General features: G+C 71.6%; 16 protein-coding genes and 1 tRNA gene. 8 read left to right on the top strand and 9 right to left on the bottom strand.

Annotated elements, in window-relative coordinates; translation table 11 throughout:
• Positions 1–365 precede the first annotated feature (365 nt).
• Positions 366–572 carry a hypothetical protein gene (locus ABIA38_RS40780; protein ID WP_424644046.1) on the top strand — a complete coding sequence of 69 codons (207 nt, stop codon included), beginning with the start codon at positions 366–368 and terminating at the stop codon, positions 570–572.
• 161 nt (positions 573–733) lie between these two features.
• Here ABIA38_RS40780 and ABIA38_RS40775 read toward each other — a convergent pair whose 3' ends face one another.
• The gene (locus tag ABIA38_RS40775) at positions 734–982 is read right to left on the bottom strand and encodes a hypothetical protein (protein WP_424644045.1); all 249 of its coding nucleotides are present in this window, start codon (positions 980–982) and stop codon (positions 734–736) included.
• A 349-nt stretch (positions 983–1,331) separates the two neighbouring features.
• Positions 1,332–1,586, bottom strand: a complete 255-nt coding sequence (locus tag ABIA38_RS40770) for a hypothetical protein (RefSeq protein ID WP_424644044.1) — start codon at positions 1,584–1,586, stop codon at positions 1,332–1,334.
• A gap of 589 nt (positions 1,587–2,175) precedes the next feature.
• On the opposite strand from ABIA38_RS40770, the gene ABIA38_RS40765 reads away from it, so the two are divergent.
• From ABIA38_RS40765 to ABIA38_RS40750, 4 genes are all read left to right on the top strand, one after another.
• Positions 2,176–2,976 carry a trypsin-like serine protease gene (locus tag ABIA38_RS40765; RefSeq protein WP_424644043.1) on the top strand — a complete coding sequence of 267 codons (801 nt, stop codon included), beginning with the start codon at positions 2,176–2,178 and terminating at the stop codon, positions 2,974–2,976.
• 300 nt (positions 2,977–3,276) lie between these two features.
• Positions 3,277–3,354: transfer RNA gene (locus ABIA38_RS40760), tRNA-Met, on the top strand.
• Positions 3,355–3,542: 188 nt separating this feature from the next.
• The gene (locus ABIA38_RS40755) at positions 3,543–5,726 is read left to right on the top strand and encodes a hypothetical protein (protein ID WP_424644042.1); all 2,184 of its coding nucleotides are present in this window, start codon (positions 3,543–3,545) and stop codon (positions 5,724–5,726) included.
• A 1,052-nt stretch (positions 5,727–6,778) separates the two neighbouring features.
• On the top strand, positions 6,779–6,940 hold the full coding sequence (locus ABIA38_RS40750) for a hypothetical protein (protein ID WP_424644041.1): 162 nt from the start codon (positions 6,779–6,781) through the stop codon (positions 6,938–6,940).
• A gap of 66 nt (positions 6,941–7,006) precedes the next feature.
• On the opposite strand, the gene ABIA38_RS40745 is transcribed toward ABIA38_RS40750, so the two are convergent.
• Complete coding sequence (locus tag ABIA38_RS40745; RefSeq protein WP_424644040.1) at positions 7,007–7,786, bottom strand: TetR/AcrR family transcriptional regulator; 780 nt, start codon at positions 7,784–7,786, stop codon at positions 7,007–7,009.
• A gap of 106 nt (positions 7,787–7,892) precedes the next feature.
• Here ABIA38_RS40745 and ABIA38_RS40740 point away from each other — a divergent pair, with 106 nt between their 5' ends.
• From ABIA38_RS40740 to ABIA38_RS40730, 3 genes are all read left to right on the top strand, one after another.
• Positions 7,893–8,192 carry a hypothetical protein gene (locus tag ABIA38_RS40740; RefSeq protein ID WP_424644039.1) on the top strand — a complete coding sequence of 100 codons (300 nt, stop codon included), beginning with the start codon at positions 7,893–7,895 and terminating at the stop codon, positions 8,190–8,192.
• 76 nt (positions 8,193–8,268) lie between these two features.
• Positions 8,269–9,303 (top strand): hypothetical protein, encoded by a 1,035-nt coding sequence (locus tag ABIA38_RS40735; RefSeq protein WP_424644038.1) that lies wholly within the window; start codon positions 8,269–8,271, stop codon positions 9,301–9,303.
• A 1,160-nt stretch (positions 9,304–10,463) separates the two neighbouring features.
• Positions 10,464–13,199 carry a TniB family NTP-binding protein gene (locus ABIA38_RS40730; RefSeq protein WP_424644070.1) on the top strand — a complete coding sequence of 912 codons (2,736 nt, stop codon included), beginning with the start codon at positions 10,464–10,466 and terminating at the stop codon, positions 13,197–13,199.
• A 439-nt stretch (positions 13,200–13,638) separates the two neighbouring features.
• Here the strand turns inward: ABIA38_RS40730 and ABIA38_RS40725 are convergent, their stop codons facing one another.
• From ABIA38_RS40725 to paaA, 6 genes are all read right to left on the bottom strand, one after another.
• Entirely contained in the window at positions 13,639–14,961 is a 1,323-nt protein-coding gene (locus tag ABIA38_RS40725; RefSeq protein ID WP_424644037.1) for a phenylacetate--CoA ligase family protein, read from the bottom strand.
• Positions 14,962–15,057: 96 nt separating this feature from the next.
• Positions 15,058–16,164, bottom strand: a complete 1,107-nt coding sequence (gene paaE, locus ABIA38_RS40720; protein WP_424644036.1) for a 1,2-phenylacetyl-CoA epoxidase subunit PaaE — start codon at positions 16,162–16,164, stop codon at positions 15,058–15,060.
• A complete protein-coding gene (gene paaD / locus ABIA38_RS40715; protein WP_424644035.1) occupies positions 16,164–16,679 on the bottom strand; it encodes a 1,2-phenylacetyl-CoA epoxidase subunit PaaD in 516 nt (171 codons plus the stop codon). The genes paaE and paaD overlap by 1 nt, the downstream gene beginning before the upstream one ends.
• On the bottom strand, positions 16,676–17,530 hold the full coding sequence (gene paaC / locus ABIA38_RS40710) for a 1,2-phenylacetyl-CoA epoxidase subunit PaaC (RefSeq protein WP_424644034.1): 855 nt from the start codon (positions 17,528–17,530) through the stop codon (positions 16,676–16,678). Before paaC ends, paaD begins: the two co-directional genes overlap by 4 nt.
• A 16-nt stretch (positions 17,531–17,546) precedes the next feature.
• A complete protein-coding gene (gene paaB, locus ABIA38_RS40705; RefSeq protein ID WP_424644033.1) occupies positions 17,547–17,852 on the bottom strand; it encodes a 1,2-phenylacetyl-CoA epoxidase subunit PaaB in 306 nt (101 codons plus the stop codon).
• Complete coding sequence (gene paaA, locus ABIA38_RS40700; protein ID WP_424644032.1) at positions 17,849–18,835, bottom strand: 1,2-phenylacetyl-CoA epoxidase subunit PaaA; 987 nt, start codon at positions 18,833–18,835, stop codon at positions 17,849–17,851. The genes paaB and paaA overlap by 4 nt, the downstream gene beginning before the upstream one ends.
• Between the last annotated feature and the right edge of the window lie 35 nt (positions 18,836–18,870).

The raw sequence follows: 18,870 nt of genomic DNA, 5'->3' as shown, positions 1-18,870 counted from the left end.
CGGGGCGGTCCTGGTGCGGGCCGGCTGCGGTGAGGTGTCCGTCGCGGGGAGGAGTCGGCTGGGGAGTTCGAGGCCGTACTCGGTCTCGCCCGTGCGAAGGGCGCGCTTGCGGGGGTCGTCGGCGTCGAGTCCGACCTCGTGGGAACCGCGCCTGTCCGGCATGAGGAGCCCCGTGCGAATCATGGCCGGCTCGAGCCGGTCCGGGTCCGTCTCGGACCGGTGGTGCCCCGGTGCCGGCCCGGATTGTTCGTACCTCGGTGTCGGCATGCGTCTCGTCGGCGTCGACGAGGCCCATCGGGACGGTGGTCCGTGGGTCGGTCCCCATCCGGGCGAGGAGTTCCACGCATGCGCGGCCCCTGCCGAAGGTGACGCAGTGGCCGAACTCGAAGTCCGCCGCCTCGCCGATCCACGCGATGTCGTCCCCGGCAGCGGACGTGATGGCGCAGCACGTCGGCCCGCTGCTGCACGGCCGCGACCACATGGTCTCCGCCCACGGGCAGGAGTGGATGCGGGCCGACGTGCCGACGGCGTTCCTCGTCGACATCGGGCGCGAGCTGCCCGCCACCCGGTAGGCGCCTGGGCACAGATCAGCCCTCGCGCCCGGCCGCGCACGTGGGGGTGCCGTTAACGAACGGCTCTTCAGCCTGGGTCGTCATGCTTCGACCACCGAGCCGGCCGCGGGCGGCGCGGGTCGGCACGACACCGACGTCCGTCCGCGACCGGCGAACAACCCCTACCCCTGGCACCAATCGATGCCGGCCTGCTCCCCCGGCTGCTCCCCCGGAGATGCCGGGTCGCGGCGGGGCCGGGGCGGCGGGGGCAGCAGTGCGGCCTGGTACTCGACCGCCGTCCGCAGGGCCGTCAGCGCGGCGGTCGTCCCCGCCCGCCACCCGAGAGCGGCCTGCCCGGTCAGCCCGTCCGGCACCGCCGATGCCGTCTCCACCACCTCCAGCGCCCGCACGAGCGCCGCCAACTCCACCATGGACACCAGGCTGCTCGGGTCCTCCCGTACCGTCGTCCGCCCGGATCGCGTCCAGCCCCGGACGAGGTACCGGCGTGCGTGGCGCCCCCGCACGCGAAGCTCCGCCCGTGTCGCGGTCGTCACCGGGTCTGCCTGCTCGTCCATGCCCGGATCAACGCTTCGCCGGCGTGGACGTCACTCAACCGCGACCCTCGGCGAGAGGAATGAAAGGCGCAGCTCAGGAGCCTCTTCGCGACCCTTGAAGCAAAAGGGCGCCCAGGCGCACTCTGAAGGGGGAGGGAGGTACATCGAGGACCAGGAGCCCGACGAGCCGACCACGGCCGGCGGCACCGGGCGCGGGCCCGGTGGATCAGGCGGTCGGGCGGTGGTTCGGAGCGCCGGGCAGAACCCGGCCGCCGACGATTTGGAGACGGGCCCCGATGGCGTGGCCGTCGCAGACGCCGTACTCGGTGCTGCCGTCATCGGCCCGGACGGTGTGCGTGGCCACCTCCGGGCACGGGGCGGCCAGCCGGTCGTAGCTCCAGGCGTTCAGACACGTGAGGTCCGTGCACCAGCTGCTGCGGATCGCGTTGGAGCGCAGGGTGGCGCCGTGGTCGGGGCACACGCCCCACGGCACGATGCAGCGGCCGGTGCTAGGGAATTCTCAACCGCGTTGCCCGGCCGTCTCAAACCCTGCAGCACCGCAGGTCAACCGACGTCCCACCGAAAGACACACCCGACACCACACACCGAAACCCCAGGCCACGAAACACGAATCAATATTCTCAATCCGTGCCGCACCCCAGGTCAGAGGACCACATCCGCACAACCCCGCTGAGACGACACACCCGAGAGGCACTGTAGGAACCGCCACGCCTGCGAACCCGGTTCGGCTCAACGACGCCAAGACCCGCCGATCGGCCGGGCATTCCAGGCCCCACCCGCCGGGGTGGCCCTCGAAAGGACACCGATCAGCAACGACACGAACGGCCACCGACAGGCGACTTCGTCCTCCGCCCCACAGATTCTCCCAACGGGGGGAACATCCGTCCCCGCCGCTTTCGATTTACGGGACCGCAAAAGAAATATCGGATTCCGCTTTTCCGGTTGATACCCGAGGGCGGGAACATGGCTCGAAGTCGCCTTCTCCGGCCCCGGTGTCGCCTTGAAGAGTTGGAGCCGCGTCGATTCCGGCGCAAAATCAGAGGAGAGATATGATCAGGCGACCGAGCCGGAGAAAAACGATCACCCTGATGATGTCCGCCGTGCTCTCCGCGGCGATCGTGCTCATCGGCGTCCCGGCGCCGGCCTCCGCCGTCACGGGCGGGCGGGCGCTCGACTGGGAGACCGAAGCGGGCGGCATGGTGTCGATCAACGTCGACTATCCGGCCGGGTCGTGTTCCGGCGCCCTGATCAGCCGGACCCCGGGAGACCGAAACAGCAAGCTCGTCCTCACCGCCCGCCACTGCTTCGAGGACGACGCCGGCAACCTGGTCACCGCCGTCAACCAGGTCCACGTGTACAACGGCAGCAGCACCGGCGGTTACGGCTCGCATTACGGCGTCAATCAGATGACGACGGTCTACGTCGACACCGATCGCACGGACACCGTCATCCTGCAACTCACCGATCATGTCTCGGGATCCCTGGCGTTTCCGTACAACACCACCTCGGCGTATCCGACCGGAACGGGTGTCCGGGTCAACGGATACGGATACAACGACACCGCCGGGAACACTCGATACCTCCGACAGGGCGATTTCACCATCACGAAAACCGCCGACCTCACGCATTCCTGGTATGTCGGGAACGGTGCAATGGTGTGCTCCGGCGACTCCGGCGGACCGGTCATCGACCAGAATGGCGTGATCATCGGAACCGTGGACACCGGGACGACAATTCCCGGCCAGACGGCGCCGCAGTCGTGCACCGTGGCCAATTCGAATTCGCCGCTGCTGAGCTTCTCCAAACTGCACAATTCGAACCTGGACTACTGGGTCGGCATCTTCCAGTAGCCCGTCTTCCCCCACGCGCCACGCGGCCCGGTCCGGGCACTCCCCGGGCCGGGCCGCACCCAGAGGCGAATAGCCCGCCTCGACCACGAGCGAAAGACGCGCCGGAGGCAGGCAGGGCAGGGCCGTCGTGCGTCCGGGCACCGTGGTGCGACGACGCGCATCCGCCGCCCGATGGCCAACTCGGGCCGGCGATCCGCACGTTCGGGGATCGGACACGGGTGGTGAGCCCATCCGGGAGTGATGGCACGGAGAAAAAGGGGACGCGCTCACCGCTCGGAATCCGTAGGCTGGTCGTACCGACGCGGGGTGGAGCAGCTCGGTAGCTCGCTGGGCTCATAACCCAGAGGTCGCATGGTTCGAATCCTGCCCCCGCTACCAGTGTCGAGGAGCCCGGCCGATGGCCGGGCTCCTCCTTTTCGGGTGTCTCGTCCGGGCCCACGAGTCGGTTGTCCGGGCCGGCGTTGTGCGAGCGTGCCGTCGAGTTCCGCCACTCGCACCGCTGTGGCCTCGTTCTCGCCGTCACTCGGGAACCGCGACCCGCCCGGCGGCGCCGGTACCGTGGGGCGATGACCGGGTTCGACGACACCGACCGACGACAACTCGCCCTGGTATTGTACGAATACGCCGAACATGTCTTGGACGAGGTGGCCATACTGCGGGTGCGGACGAAGTACGGACACGTGTACCTCAAGATGTTCCGTACAGAGTTGGGGCAGGGAACGCGTGGTCGTGGTGCGCAGACGTTTGGCGAGGCTTTCGGCGGACTCGGCGTCGTGGACGTGTTCGCGCAGGGTTTCCAGCGCGGCTCGCTGATCGGGATCGGCGCGAAGCTTGGCGATCAGGGTCTTGGTGGTGTCGGAGAACCTGTGGGGAACCTCGACCGCGTCACGACCCGCGCGTTCCCACCGGCCCAATACCATCTTCAGTTGCAGATGCCGGCTGCTTATTTGTACGACGCCGAGTGCGGCGGCGAGGAGTTCCGGGTCTCCGGAGCCGACGAACGGGGTCAGCCACTGCCGTGGGAGGTACCTGCCGTCCTCGGGGAGGAGTTCGGCGCGCAGTGCCGGGGAGAGCGCGAGGCGGGTGCCGTCGGGGTGAGGTCGTCGCGGGATGCCTTGGACGATGTCGTGGAGCAGGCGGCCGTTGGCGTGGACCTGGTAGACGAGCCCGGCGTTCATCTCCGGGTCGTCCAGTGCCGCGAGGGGGGCCACCGCGTCGGCGGGCAGGCGGGGGTGGCGGGCGGTGAGGGCGAGTTCACGGCTCGGGGCGCCGGCGATCAGTTCCGCCAGGCGGGCGGGGCGCCATCGGCCGTGCACGATGACGTCGTACGCGGTCCGGTCGTCCATGTGCGGTGTCAGCGCGTCCATGGTCCGATCGGCGGCGGCGTCGGCAAGCGAGATGAACGCCCGGCGGCGCACGTCCAGGCGTGGTGGCTCGGTATGGCCGGGTGCGTCCGCCGCGGCGGGCCACGGGGTGGAGGCGACGGCGTTCGTGGTCGCCTGACGGACCCCTTTGTCCACCAGTTCGGTCACGGTGCCTCGGAATCGGTGCAGCAGTTCGGCCACCGCGCGCCATGCCGCCGCGTCGGCTCCCAGTCCGGCGCGGACGACTTCGGCGAGGCGGACGTGGAATCCCTCCCATACGGGCCCGGGCGCAAAGGGGTCGACTTTGTGCGCGAGTGCCGGCACGGCCTTGGCCGGGCGGGCATGGGTGAACAGGTATTCGCCGATCGGGCCGCCGTCCGCGCAACGCTCCACCAGGACCTCCAGCACCTTCGCCGTGACGCGTTGCGGCGCGAGTTCGCCGAGTATCGTGACGGGTGGCGTGGTGACGGAGGACCTCAGGAGCTGGTCGGGGCGAGGGTGGGTCCGACACAGCGCGATCAGCAATTCCGGTGGGCAGTCCGGGCGTTCCGCCAGTGCCTGGGCCGTGTGCGGCCCGAAGGGTGCCTGCTCGTGCGCCGTCAGGAGGGTGGGCGCGTCGACGTCGGCGCGCCGGACGAGACTGTCCGCGGCTTCGGAGTAGGTGTCCGCGTGGCGCAGTTCCTCGACGAGACCTACCGTGCCCTCGGCTTCGACCACCGCGGCCCGCAGCACGTCGACACCCGCGCCGACGGCCGCTTCGAGCAGTTCCCGGACGTCGGGAAACAGACCCACCCGCGGGGCGTCGAACACCCGACGCAGCGCGTCTTCACCACCGTGCGTACGCAGGGACGACAACGCGCGAAGCAGTTCGGCCCGGCTCAGCCGGACCTCCGGTTCCGACAGCAGATGGGTGGGCACGTCGGGAAACGGACACACCGCGGCCGCGGCGAGGGCGGGACCGGCGTCGCCGTCGATCAGCCATCGGCGCACCGAGGCCCACAGGTCCCGCCACTGCGGCCGCGGGTCCGCACCGGCCAGCACCTGTCGGTGATCGCGCTTGGTCCACGTCCTCCCCTGGAGTACGGCGAGTGCGAGCCGCGGATCCCCGGTGGTGGTGAGCCGATCGCGCAGACCCGGGACACCGTCGAGGGCCTGCTCGTTGTGTACGAGGACCTTGAGGCCCGGCGTCCAGTGGGCGGCGATGATCGCGTCCACCAGGCTGAGCGGCGGAACACCGCTCGCCGACAGCCCGAGGAACCGCTGGGTCTCACGATCGAGGGCGGCGCCGAGATAGTCCGTACGCCCGACAGCCACGAGCAGTTCGACGGTCGACCCGGGCCCGACCCCGTTTTCCGACGCACCGTCCGACACGCTTGGCCCCCTTGATTCCCGGCGCCCGATACCCGGGCCGCCGTCGGCTCGAACGCCGGTGACGGTATCCACGGCGAGTGACATTCCGCTGCTGCGTGGCCGTCGGGACGTGGTGGTTGTGGGTGAGGTGGCGGGCGCGTCCGAGGTGGAGCGGCCCGCACGCCGTCGTGGCCCGTCGACCCGGACCAGGACACGCCGACGCCGTGGCCGAATCCTTCTTCGGGGTATCGAAGAACGAGCGGGTCTCACCCGTGAGTCAACCCGACTCGCGACACAGCCCGACGGGATATCACCCGGTACATGGAATTCCGGTACAAACGCAAACGCCTTCACTCGGCCGTGGGAGACCGCCCGCCACGCGAAGTACGCGCCGAGTTCGAAGAGTTGCGACCGGCCGCATGAACCGACAGCCGGTCCCTGTCCGAAAAACGCGAGGCCCCTCAAGGAGTAGCGGCCATCGTTGACCCGAACACCGTCCGCGCCGGCGCTCCAACGGGCAGGGCCTCCCATTCCTTGGCGGCGGAGCATGCAGGCGGCGAGCCGACCGGGCTGCGCGGCGCCGAGGCGGTCGCGCAGGACCGCGGCGAGCCGTGCGCCCGCCCCCGATGGCAGGTCGGCATCGCCCAGTGCGGGCAACAGGAGGAGCAGCCGGGTGTCGGGGTCGGTGGTCGTTCCGCCCGGCAGCGCGTTGTCGGTCGCCTGGGTCAGCTCGGACCAGGACAGGCCCGGACCTCGCCAGTGTCCGGCGTCGCGGGCCAGGGCCTCGGCCTCCTCCCATGCGGGGTGGTGGGCCACGTATTCCACGCTCGTGTCCTCGTCGGCGTTCTCGTAGACCACGTGCAGGCGCAGGCCGTCGGACAGGGGCACCGTGAACGCGGGCCGGTCGCCCGCATTCCGCAGGCGGCGGCGGAACTGCCGCTCCGCGGCGGGATCGTGCGGCCCGAGCCGGGAGCGGGACACCCCGCCCCGCAGGCAAGGTACTCAAATGTCCCCACCGGAACAGCTCCTCTTCGAGGAGCTGCGGACGGTGGGCGTAGGGCCCGGGATCGCGGAGGGAGACGGACCGGGTGCGGATCGGGAGGCAGTGGCACCACGTCATGTTCGTCGACGGTACCGACAACATGGACGGACAGGGGCTGTTGCCGGCGTACCCCGCACTCGATGGTCCGGAGAACTGCGGAACCGACACGGGTACCGACGGCGACGTGGCCGCGGCCTTGCGGATGTGACGGCAGGGCCGCCGTCACGCCACGCGCAGGCACGACTCAGGCAACTCCCGTCGTGTGGGCCGTCGTTCAGCCGCCGCGTCGCTCCCCCGGCTCGCACAGCCGGTCGTGCAGGGTTGTGTACGCCCATGCCTCCCAGCGGTCCGGGGTCCAGCCGCGTTCCCGGACGAAGAGCAAGTAGAGCTCGGTGCTGAGGAGTCCGTACAGCAGATCGGCGGCCTCGTCGGCGGTGATGCCGGGGCGGGCGCCCGGCTTCGTCACCAGTGAGGCCGCGGCGGTGTGCTGGACGGTGTAGCGCGGGTCCTCGCGCGTCGGCCACAGTGTCGAGACGTCCGGGTCGGCGGCGGCCGCCGCGGCGAGCATGGCGCTGATCGCGGCCACCCGGTGTAGGACGACGCCGGTCCCCGCGACGTGGGCGCGCAGGTGGTCGGCCGCGGTCGGCACGGCCAGTGCGTCGCGAAACCACGCGCGGTCCATGGTCGCGACCGGCTCGTCATCGCCCGCGATGGTGACATCGACCAGTTCCTTGAGCAGCGCGCGCTTGTTGCCGAACACGAAATAGACGGTCTGCACGGCGACGCCCGCGCCCGCGGCGATCTCCTGGAGCGTCGTGGCTCCGTAGCCCCGGGCGAGGAACTGCTCGCGAGCCGCCTCGACGATCCTTCGGCGGGTCTGCCGTGCCTTCTCGGCCCGCTTGCCACCGCGCGGACGGGACGGCGGGGGCCCGGTAATCGGCGCGCGCCCGTCCACGCCGCCGTCGAGGCCGGCTTCCGTGCGGTCTTTCGCCGTGCCGTCCTCCGCGGTGCCGCGTTCCGCCGCGTCCGGCGCTTCCTTCTTGACCTGGGACATGACTGGAGTGTAGCTCTAGAGATATCACTAGAGTCGAGCTCTAGATTTTAGCTTCAGAGAGTTCGCTCACGGAGAGTTCCGTACCGAGAGAGTGAGGTCGCCGCTCATGGCCGCCATGCTGCGCACCGTCCGCTTCACCACCGCCGCACAGGACGCCGACGCGATGCTGTCGCGCCGCGCGGAAATGTTGTCCGTCGTCCGCGCCACCTGCCCGGGCCTCGGCGAAACGCGGCTCACGCGCCTCGCCGACGGCACGTGGGTCGACATGTGGGTGTGGGCGTCGCGCGACGCCGCCCTCGCGGCGTTCGCCGTCGCCGACACCATCCCCGAGGTCCGTGCCGCGTTCGCGCTCACGACGAACGTGGTCGCGGAGGAAGCGGAAATCGTCGACGAGCGGCACGACTAGGGACCGCAGGATCCGCCAGGCATCGGCCGGCCCGCTCGGCGACAGCGCAACCGGGCCTTCGGAAAGGGGAGTTCGTATGATGAAGGTGCTCGTGCTCGGCGGCTACGGGGCGGTCGGGCGCCATGTCGTGGACGCGTTGCGAGCGGGTGGCGACGCCGCGTACGCGGCCGGGCGCGACCCGCGCCGGGCGGACCGGGTCGTCGACCTCGGCGACGGGGCGGGCGGCACCTACCTCGACGCGCTCGCCGGCGTCGACGTGGTGGTCAACGCCGCGGGCGCGGAGGACCCCGCACTGGCCGAGGCGGCGTGTTCCCGAGGCACGGCCTTCGTGGACGTGACCGCGACGACGCCGTACGTCGCCCGCCTCGAAGCGCTCTCCCCCGCCGCCCCGCTGCTCGTCGGGATCGGGCTCGCCCCCGGCCTCACCACCCTCCTCGCCGCGGCGGTCCTCGACGCCGCGCCCGGCCGACCCGTCGACGTGGCGATCGTGCTCGGCGCGGGCGAACGCCACGGCGCCGCCGCCACGGAGTGGAGCTACGGACTGCTCGGCCGCACCTTCCCCGACGCGGAGGACGGCCCGCCGGTCCGCAACTACAGCCGCCCCGCGGTGATCGACCTTCCGGGCGGAACCCGGCGTCGCCTGTACCGTGCCGACTTCTCCGATCAGCACACGCTGACCCGCGAGTTCGGCGTGCCGGTGCGAACGTACTTCGGCCTGGATTCACGGCTCGCCACCCTCGCCCTCGCCACACTCACCCGCATCCCCGGCGGATCACGGGCGCCACGGGGCCTGCACCTGCCGGGGAGCGACCGCTGGACGGTCGTCGCCCGGAGTCGTCGAACGGGCGTGGCACGCCGAACCGGGCACCGGACGGGGATCGGGACCGGGGGCGCCGCCGAGGTCGGGGGCTCCGTGACCGCGTGGGCCTCCGGACGCTCCCAATCCCGGGCCACCGCCGCGGTGGCGGTCCGGGCCGCCCGGGCCGCGGTCGGCACGAACGCGGGAGTACATCACCTGCACCACCTCCTGTCCCTGGACGAACTGCGCCTCGACGAAGACGAAATCGACTTCCCGACCGAAGCCGCCGTCGCGATTCATCCGCCCGCGTAACGCACGGCGAGGTACGTGCGTCGGGGCGGGGCCACCGGGTCGGGCGTCCGGGGACGGGCAAACGGCAACGCCGGCCGGGAGGCGGCACGCGTCCGCGAACGCCGCGCGGGTCTTCGCCTCGACTGCCGCGACCCGTGCGGTCGGCCGCGGCCGGCGTGACCCGACTCGGGGAAAGCCATCGCGGACCGTGGGACGAAAGGACCTCGGCCCGAGCCCGTGATCGGCGCAGCGGTGGCCCGTCGCGGGCGCGGGTGCCTCGACGTCCTGGCGAGTCAGGGTCGAGGCCGTGGGCGTGGTGGGGTCGGGCGGCGATGTGACGGCCGGGTCTCGTTCGCGTGAAGTGCGTGCGGTGGGTGGGTGGTTGCCGGCAGGGTGGGCGGGGTGTCCTTCCCGGGGGTCCACACATTCCGCCTCGCGGCGGGCTGTGCGGGCTGTGCCCCCGCGACGGAAACCCGGAAGGTGTCGACCGCGCGCGTGCGGCCGACGCCTCTCCCGACCGGCGCCGGGCCGAAGGGGCGAACGCAAGAAGGCGGCGGTGTCGGAGGTCGAGGACGCGGGGCCGCTTCGATCGGGGCCAGGCTTCGGGCTCCCGGATGTGCACCGACAGGTTGGTCCGACGACCCGACGGACGAACAGCGACCGACGATCTCGGCGGTCGACGACGCCGGGGATCGACGCCCGGCGACAGCCCACAGCGCGCATCAGTTGTCGAAGTCGAACACGCCCCACGCGGTGAACGGTCCGGCCCGGACGTAGATCCTGCTTCCCCGGCCGACAACCCGCCGGCGGCCGGGGGCGGAGCCGTCGGACAGGGTGAGCAGGCCGACGTCCGTCGGCTCGACCGATGTTTCGGTGAGCTCTCCGTGGGCGAGTCGGTCCCGCTCCTCGCCTTGGCGCCCCGTACACGGCTCGCCCGCACCGTCACCGACCGGTCCGGGCGGTCGGAGCGTAACCCTACGAGCGGAAAGTCCGTGCACGGGCACGCCCGGGCGGCGATGCCCGACACGTTCAGGGCGTAGCAGTCGAACAGACCGGGGAGGCGGGCACCGTCCGACGTCCGGGCGAGCCGACCCGCGGCACTCCGGCGGCGGACTCCGGCCGGGTTCTCGCCGAAGTGCCCGACCCGGACGTGGCCCGCCTCGTCCACGAGCAGACACTCGATGGCGTCCCCGACGGAGAACGACGAGGTCTCGCAGCCGAGCGCGTCGAAGACCCGGACCCGATTCGCACATGCGCCCAACGGAAGGAACGCCAAAGGGAATTCTCAACCGCGTTGCCCGGCCGTCTCAAACCCTGCAGCACCGCAGGTCAACCGACGTCCCACCGAAAGACACACCCGACACCACACACCGAAACCCCAGGCCACGAAACACGAATCAACATTCTCAATCCGTGCCGCACCCCAGGTCAGAGGACCACATCCGCACAACCCCGCTGAGACGACACAGCTGACGGAGATCCCGTGGATCCACCGTGATCATGTCCATCGGCCGTTCGACGACCACATCTGGCGCCGGGTGAGGGCGGGTGTCGACGGGCACAGGGATCGGGAGCGGCACGAGGCGGAACCCGCCGAGGCTCTCGACCAGCTCATGCGCCGCATGCGGAACACCGCCGGAACGCTGCCGAGGAAAAGGGGCCGCAGGGGCCCTGTTACCGCTCCCGACACCGCGGCCGTGCTCCCGGGGCCGGCCCCACCGGGCCGCCGGTGCCTCGCCGGTCGGACGACGTGCACGGGAAGGGCGCGGGGGTACCGGCCGGGGCTGCGTCGGGCGGTGGCCCGGGCGCCGGTATCGGGGCCGGTCGAGACTGCGCAGGCCTCGGGGGCAGGTCCTGTTCCGGACGGGGGGGGTGGGGCGACAGCCTCGACGCTCTCGCCCCCACGGATCCCGACGCCGAGAGCGCAGGTGAGGGCGAGGAGGAGGACGGGCGGAGCCGGCCCTCGTCGGCCGCGCCGAGGGCCGGGTTCGGGTTGTATGACACGCAGGCCGAGGCAGAGTTGTGGTGAACACCCCGGCCGGCGCGGGCCGTTGTGCATCGCCGCCCGTGGCGGGGGCGGCGAGGGCGGCACGTGGGTCCGGCGCCGAGAGCGGGGCCGCGTGTCCTGCGGCGGAGGGGGTGACGAGGCAGGGCAACGGTCGTTGACCACCTGGGAGGGCGGGCGGGACTTCGTCGCCGCGCCTGTTCCCGCTCCTCTCCCGCCCGGCGCCGAACCGCGTGGCCTCGAGGAACGCCTCGCCTACCCCTCCCGGTTCGTCACCGTGCGCGCCCCCACCATCGACGCGCTCGCGAAAAGTGTGCGCACCCTGATGATCCTGGGCCGGCACCAGGACGTCACCGCACGCCCCGGGCTGATCGTCACCGGGCCCGCTGCTGCGGGAAAGACCACGACGCTGCTGCAGGTCGGACGGGCTTGCCACCTCGCCCATGCCGCACGCGGCCGGACGGGGATCTCGGAACGGGTGCCGGTCGCGTACGTCCTCGTGCCGCCCGCGGCGACCGCGAAGACCCCGGCGGCGGAGTTCGCCCGCTACCTCGGTGTGCCGATCACCGACCGGATGATCCAGGCGCGGATCGTCGACGCCGTCTGCCACGTCCATGGCGAGGCGGGGGTGCGGTTGGTGATGATCGACGAGATCCGCCGGCGGGGCCCGCGTACCACTGCCGGCGCGGAGACCGCGGACCTGTTGAAGGACCTGACCGAGCGCATCGGGGCGACGTTCGTGTACGCGGGCATCGACGTGGCCGGCACGCCGTTGTTCGCGGGTGTGCGTGGGGCGCAACTCGCCGGGCGGGCCTGTCCGGTCGAGTGTGGGGCGTTCCCCGCGCGTGTGGGTGGGGCGGAGCCGTTCCCGGACCTGGTCGCCGCGATGGAGAGCGCTTTGGATCTGCGGGCGCATCGGGCGGGGACGCTGCCCCGGTTGGTGTCGTATCCCCCGCGCCCGCACCGCCGGGCGGATCGGGAGCCTGGCCCGGCTGATCCGCCGGGCCGCGATCGGCGCGATCCTCGACGGCACCGAACGCATCACCGAGGCCTCTTTGGACGCCGTGCGGCTCGATCACCTCGCCGAGGAACACCACCGGCCCCGCGACCCCGCTCGGGCGCGCACACCGCCCGCCGGCGTGGCGGCTCGACGCGTCCGGTGAACGCGAACGGAAAGGCGCGCGGGAGCGGGAAGGCGCGCGCCGGGAGGGGACGCGAGGGCGACGGGAGCGGTGGGGAGCGCCTCGGCCCGGGCCCGACGTGGCGATACCCGCGGGTCCCGTCCTGGGGTGTCCTGGGGGTCGCGCCCGTGGCGTTCGAGTCGACCGCCTCGTACCTGGGGCGCCTCGCGGGCGCCTACCGCCTGGGGGTGGCGCAGTTGCCGGCGGCATCGGTATCGAACTCGACCGGCCGGGATGGCGGACGGGACCGGGACCGGCGGCGCCCCGCATCGAGGTTCGCCTCGACACCGAGGCGCGAGGGCGTCCGACCGCGTTCACCCGGATCCCCCACGACCACCCGGCACAGGCCCCTGCCTCGTCCGATCACCGCGCCCGGTCCCGGCCCGACCCGGTCACCCCACAGGGTGGACACGACCGGCGCCGACGACAGGATGGGCACGACCGGCACCGGTGAGGAGGACGTGGCGGCGCCGGGGGCGGCGGGCGGGCGGATACGTGTCCTTGATGCCGACGAGCAAGGCGTCCGGGCCTGCCCGGTGTGCGTACGCCGTCGAATCTGCGGGGTCGGCGATGTGGCGTGGACGTGTCCGCCCGCGGACCGCATGTGGTGTCCCCGCCACCGGTATTGGGTGGGTGAGCGAGGTCCGGTTGCCGGGCCCCCTCGACACGGGTGGGCTACCGGAGATCGGCCTCGCGCACCGGGTCCACCGGCGCCTGACACGACACCGTGACGACACAGCCGCGTACGCCCGGGCCGGGCTGTCACCACCCGCCGGCAACGACCGCGGACACCACTCGGCGCGGCGCCGGCGGGGGCGGTTGGGCCGGCTCACTGCGGGAAAACCCCGCCCTGACCGCGACCGGCGGCGGCGTCTCGGTGGTACTCCCGGCCCGCGTGGTGGTCACCCGTCCCGAAACCGTCGCCCTCGCCCGCGCGTTGACCACGCTCCCCCACCGTGTTCGCGGGACACACCCCACGGGCCGGCTCACGCCTACGGGCACACCCGGGTTCTGGAATATATTGCCGACCACCTCGAACTTCCCCGCCTGGCGGTCGCGCCCGACGACCTCCTGTGGACCAGGCCCCACCACAGGATTCCCAACCAACACACCAAACCCCGGACCCGCCACCAACCCACCCCACCACCACAATGCTCCCCCACACGTCGGTCAGTGCTCGCGGGTGTCGACCACGCGGCGGAGTTTTCCGATGGAGCGCTCCAGGGTGTCGGGGTCGACCGCGGTGACCTCGACGGTGACGCCGACTCCGTCCTTGACGGCCCGGGCCAGCCGAGCGGACGCGGCGGCGCGGGCGTCCGTCGGCAGGTCGGGGCGCGCCTCGACGCGCACGACCAGGTGATCCATCCGGTCCCGGCGGCCCAGGACGAGTTGGAAGTGCGGGGACAGGCCGGGTGTTTGCAGGACGAGTTCCTCGATCTGGGTGGGGAAGACGTTGACGCCGCGCAGGATGATCATGTCGTCGCTGCGCCCGGTCACCCGCTCCATCCGGCGCATGCCCGGCCAGGCGGTGCCGGGGAGCAGTCGGGTCAGGTCGCGGGTGCGGTAGCGGATGATCGGCACGGCCTCCTTGGTCAGGGAGGTGAGGACCAGTTCGCCGGTGGTGCCGTCGGGCAGGTTCCGTTCGCCGAGCGGGTCGACGATCTCGGGACGGAAGTGGTCTTCCCAGATGTGCAGGCCGTCCTTGGTCGTGGCGCTCTCGCCGGCGACGCCCGGGCCCATGAGTTCGGACAGTCCGTAGATGTCCACCGCGTCGATCCCGGCGCGTTCCTCGATCTCGCGACGCATGCCCTCGCCCCACGGCTCCGCGCCGAAGATGCCCACCCGCAGCGAGGAGGCGGCCGCGTCGACGCCTTGGCGGTCGAACTCGTCCAGCAGGGTGAGCATGTAGGAGGGGGTCACCATGACGATCTCCGGGCGCAGGTCCTGAATCAGTCGGACCTGGCGAGCAGTCATGCCGCCGGAGGCGGGGACGACGGTGCAGCCGAGGTGTTCCGCGCCGTAGTGCACGCCGAGCCCGCCGGTGAACAGGCCGTAGCCGAAGGCGACGTGGACCTTGTGCCCCGGTCTGCCCCCGGCCCCGCGGATGCAGCGCGCGACCAGGCTCGCCCAGGTGTGCAGGTCGCGCTCGGTGTATCCGACGACTGTGGGCAGGCCGGTGGTGCCGCTGGAGACGTGGATGCGGCGGACGTCGGCCTGCGGCACGGCGAACATGCCGTACGGGTAGTTCTCGCGCAGGTCGGCCTTCGTGGTGAACGGGAACCTGGCCAGGTCCGCGAGGGTACGGCAGTCGTCGGGGGCGACGCCGGCCGCGTCGAACCGGCGCCGGTAGAAGGGGACGTGGGCGTACGCGTGGCGCAGCGTCGCGCGCAGCCGGGTCAGTTGCAGCGCCGCGATCTCTTCGCGGCTCATCCGCTCGGCGTCGTCGTGGAGCGCGGCGGCGGGGGTGGGGCCGGTGATGGGCTGCGTGGTCACAGGTGGTCCTCCTGGCGTGGTGACGTGCGGCGGTCGACGAAACGGCGGGGTACGACGCTCGGCGACGACATCGGGTCCGCTCGGGCGTGTTCGTCCTCAGTTGTCGTAGTCGACGGCGAGTACTTCGGAGACGGGGTAGGTCTGGCAGGTCAACACGTAGCCGGCGTCGACCTCGGCCGGCTCCAGGGCGAAGTTGCGCCGCATCTCGACCTCGCCGCCGCTCACCAGGGCCCGGCAGGTGCCGCAGACGCCGCCCTTGCAGGCGAACGGCAGGTCGGAGCGCACGAGTTGGGCGCCGTCCAGGATGGACCGATCACGCGGGAGAGGGACCGATGTGGTCCGGCCGTCGAGCGTGAGGGTCGCTCGACTGACCGGGCCGGTCGGGGCGGCGTCGGGGTGCTGGACGGTCCGTGGAGTGTCGCCTTCGGCGTGGAACAGTTCCCGGTGGATCCGATCGGCTCGGACGTGGAGGTCCGCGAGGACCCGTCGGGCGTCCTCGACCATGCCGTGCGGACCGCACAGCCACCAGTGGTCGGCGTCGGGCACCGCGACCAGGGCGGTGAGGAGGGCATGGAGCCGTTCGGGGTCGAGCCGCCCGGAGAGCAGTCGGGCCTCGCGGGGCTCACGGGAGAGGACGTGGACGAGTTGGAGGCGGGCGGGGTGGACGTTCTTGAGATCGGCGAGTTCGTCGGCGAACATCACGCTGTCGCTGCGCCGGTTGCCGTAGAACAGGCTTACCCGCGACGCCGGGTCCGCGGCCAGGACGGACGCGGCGATCGAGAGCATCGGGGTGATGCCCGAGCCGGCTGCGATCAGGACGTGCCGGCCGGGCTCGGTCAGGTCCGGTGTGAAGGTCCCGGTGGGACCCGTCACCTCGACGGTGTCGCCGGGGCGCAGTTCGTCGACCAGCCAGGAGGAGAACAGCCCGCCCGGCACCACGCGCACGCCGATCCGGGGTTGGGAGCCGGCTGCGGCGCAGATCGAGTAGGAGCGGCGCTCGTCGCGGCCGTCGATCGTCCGGCGCAGGGTCAGCGACTGCCCGGGGGTGAAGGCGTATTCGGCCGCGAGGTGTTCGGGGATCTCGAAGGTGATGGCTGCGGCGTCCGCGCACAGCGGTTCGACGGCGGCGACCCGCAGGGGATGGAACGCCGGGCGGCGGCGCGCACGGGGCGGCCGGGCGGCGGGTGCGGTGGGCGGGGCCATCAGATCTCCTTGAGGTACTCGAAGGGTTCGCGGCAGGTGCGGCAGCGCCACAGGGCCTTGCAGGCGGTGCCGGAGAAGCGGGAGGTCTCCTCGGTGTCGATCGATGCGCACTGTGGGCACCGCACGGTGGGTGGGGCGGTGGACAGGAGCAGCGGCACCGGTCCGGGAGCGCGCCGGGGTGCGGGTGCGGGTGGGGTGATGCCGTGTTCGGCGAGGAGGCGTCGTCCCTGGGGTGTGATCCGGTCGGTGGTCCAGGGCGGGTCCAGGCGGGTGCGGATCCGGACCTCGGGAAAGCCGGCCGCGTACAGGCGGCGGGCCACGTCGGCGCGCATCTCGGCCATGGCCGGGCAGCCCGAGTAGGTGGGCGTGAGGGTCGCGGTCACCGTGCCGTGGGCGTCGACCTCGACGTCGCGCAACACGCCCAGGTCGGCGAGGGTGAGCATGGGCAGTTCCGGGTCCGGCGCTTGTTCGGCGATGCGCCGGGCGTGCCGGGCGTCGAGGCGGGTCGCGTTCACCAGGTCGCCTGCGGGTCGGCCCGGGCCACGCTCTGCAACTCGGCCAACAGCACGGCCAAGTGCTCGGTGTGGAGTCCGTCGCGGCCCCTTCCGGCGGCCGATGCGGTCTGCGCGAGCACCAGGCCGGCCGCGTCGAGGACCCGATCCACCACCGCGGTCGTCTCCTCGCGTACCGAGGTGGGGTCCACGGGCAGGCTCGCGTGTGGTGTGAAGAGTTCCGCGAGATGGGGTGCGATCTCGTCCAGTGCGCGTTGCATCCGCTGCCGTGACTGCGTCGTGCCGTCGCCCAGGCGCAGGACCCACTGCGCGGCGTACAGCCGGTGGTACTCGAGCTCCTTGATCGCCTTGGTCGCGATGGCGGCGAGGATCGGATCCGCCGCGTCGGTCAGCCGCTCGAACAGCGCCAGCCGCCATGCGGAGAAGACCAGTAGCCGAGCGATCGAGAACGCGAAGTCGCCGTTGGGCAGTTCGACGAGCCGCACGTTGCGAAACCGCGCCGCGTCGCGGAAGTAGGCGTACGCGTCCTCGCCCCGGCCGGTGCCGTCGACCCGGCCGACCCGGGCGTAGAGCAGCCGGGCCTGGCCGAGCAGGTCCAGGCCGATGTTGGCCAGTGCGACCTCCTCCTCCAACTCCGGCGCGCACATGCACCATTGGGCCAGTCGTTGGGCCGCGATCAGGGCGTCGTCGGCCAACATCAGGCAGCAGGAGGCCAGTTCCTCGGCGTCGATCCCGTCCGGCACGGTGGTGTCGGCGCCGTGCAGGGGGTCCTCGAAGCCGGTGCCGAAGGCCCATTGGCCGTCGCCTTCGGGGTGTCCCTCGCTCAGGGACAGGTAGACGTGGTCGTCGTTCATGACCTGCTCCTGGCTGTCAGATGTGGGGGACGTCGGTGGGGATGTCGTAGAACGTGGGGTGGCGGTAGACCTTGTCGCCGCTGGGCGCGAAGAAGGGGTCCCGCTCGTCCGGCGTGGAGGCGGTGATCCGGTCCGAGGGCACGACCCAGATGCTCACGCCCTCGTTGCGCCGGGTGTACAGGTCGCGGGCGTGGGTGAGGGCCATGCGCGCGTCCGCGGCGTGCAGGGAGCCGACGTGGACGTGGTTGAGCCCGCGCTTGCCGCGGACGAAGACCTCGTACAGCGGCCACCCAGCCCTCGTCTGCTGTGTGTCGTCGGTCATGCCGCTGCTCCTTCCCGGGCGCGGGCGGCCTGCTTGGCCGCGTGCGCGCTTGCCGCCTCGCGCACCCAGGCGCCGTCCTCGTGGGCCGCGCGGCGACGCGCGACGCGTTCGGTGTTGCACGGCCCGTCGCCGGCGATCACTCGGTGCAGCTCGGACCAGTCCGGGGTGCCGAAGTCGTGCCGACCGCGGTCCGTGTTCCAGCGCAGTTCCGGGTCGGGCAACGTGACGCCGAGCTTGGCCGCCTGCGGAACGGTCATATCCACGAAGCGCTGCCGCAGCTCGTCGTTGGTGTGTCGCTTGATCTTCCAGGCCATCGACTGCTCGGAGTTGGGCGAGTCACCGTCGGGCGGGCCGAACATCATCAGGGACGGCCACCACCACCGGTCGACCGCGTCCTGCACGGCCACACGCTGGCCGTCGGTGCCGCGCATCATCGTCGACAGGAGTTCGTAGCCCTGCCGCTGGTGGAAGGACTCCTCCTTGCACACCCGGACCATGGCACGTGCGTACGGTCCGAACGAGCTGCGGCAGAGCGGGACTTGGTTGCAGATGGCCGCGCCGTCGACAAGCCAGGCGATCACCCCGACGTCGGCGAAGGTGGGGGTGGGGTAGTTGAAGATCGACGAGTACTTCTGTCGGCCCTCGATCAGGCGCTGCGTCAGGTCGGCGCGGTCCGCGCCCAGCGTCTCGGACGCCGAGTAGAGGTAGAGCCCGTGGCCGGCCTCGTCCTGCACCTTGGCGAACAGGATCGCCTTGCGGCGCAGCGAGGGCGCCCGGGTGATCCAGTCCCCCTCCGGCTGCATGCCGATGATCTCGGAGTGGGCGTGCTGGGCGATCTGGCGGATCAGCGTCCTGCGGTAGCCGTCCGGCATCCAGTCACGCGGTTCGATCCGCTGGTCGCGGGCGATCGTGTCGTCGAACTGCTCCTGCAATCGCAGTTCGAAGCCACTGTCTTCGAAAGATGTGGTCTCCGGTGTGGTCATGATCCCGAAGTTCCTTCCTGATGGGGTGTTCGATG

The sequence above is a fragment of the Embleya sp. AB8 genome (assembly GCF_049739465.1).
Classification (GTDB): Bacteria; Actinomycetota; Actinomycetes; order Streptomycetales; family Streptomycetaceae; genus Embleya.
Note: the sequence above shows the minus strand (reverse complement) of the source record. Positions and strands in the feature narration are given on the sequence as shown.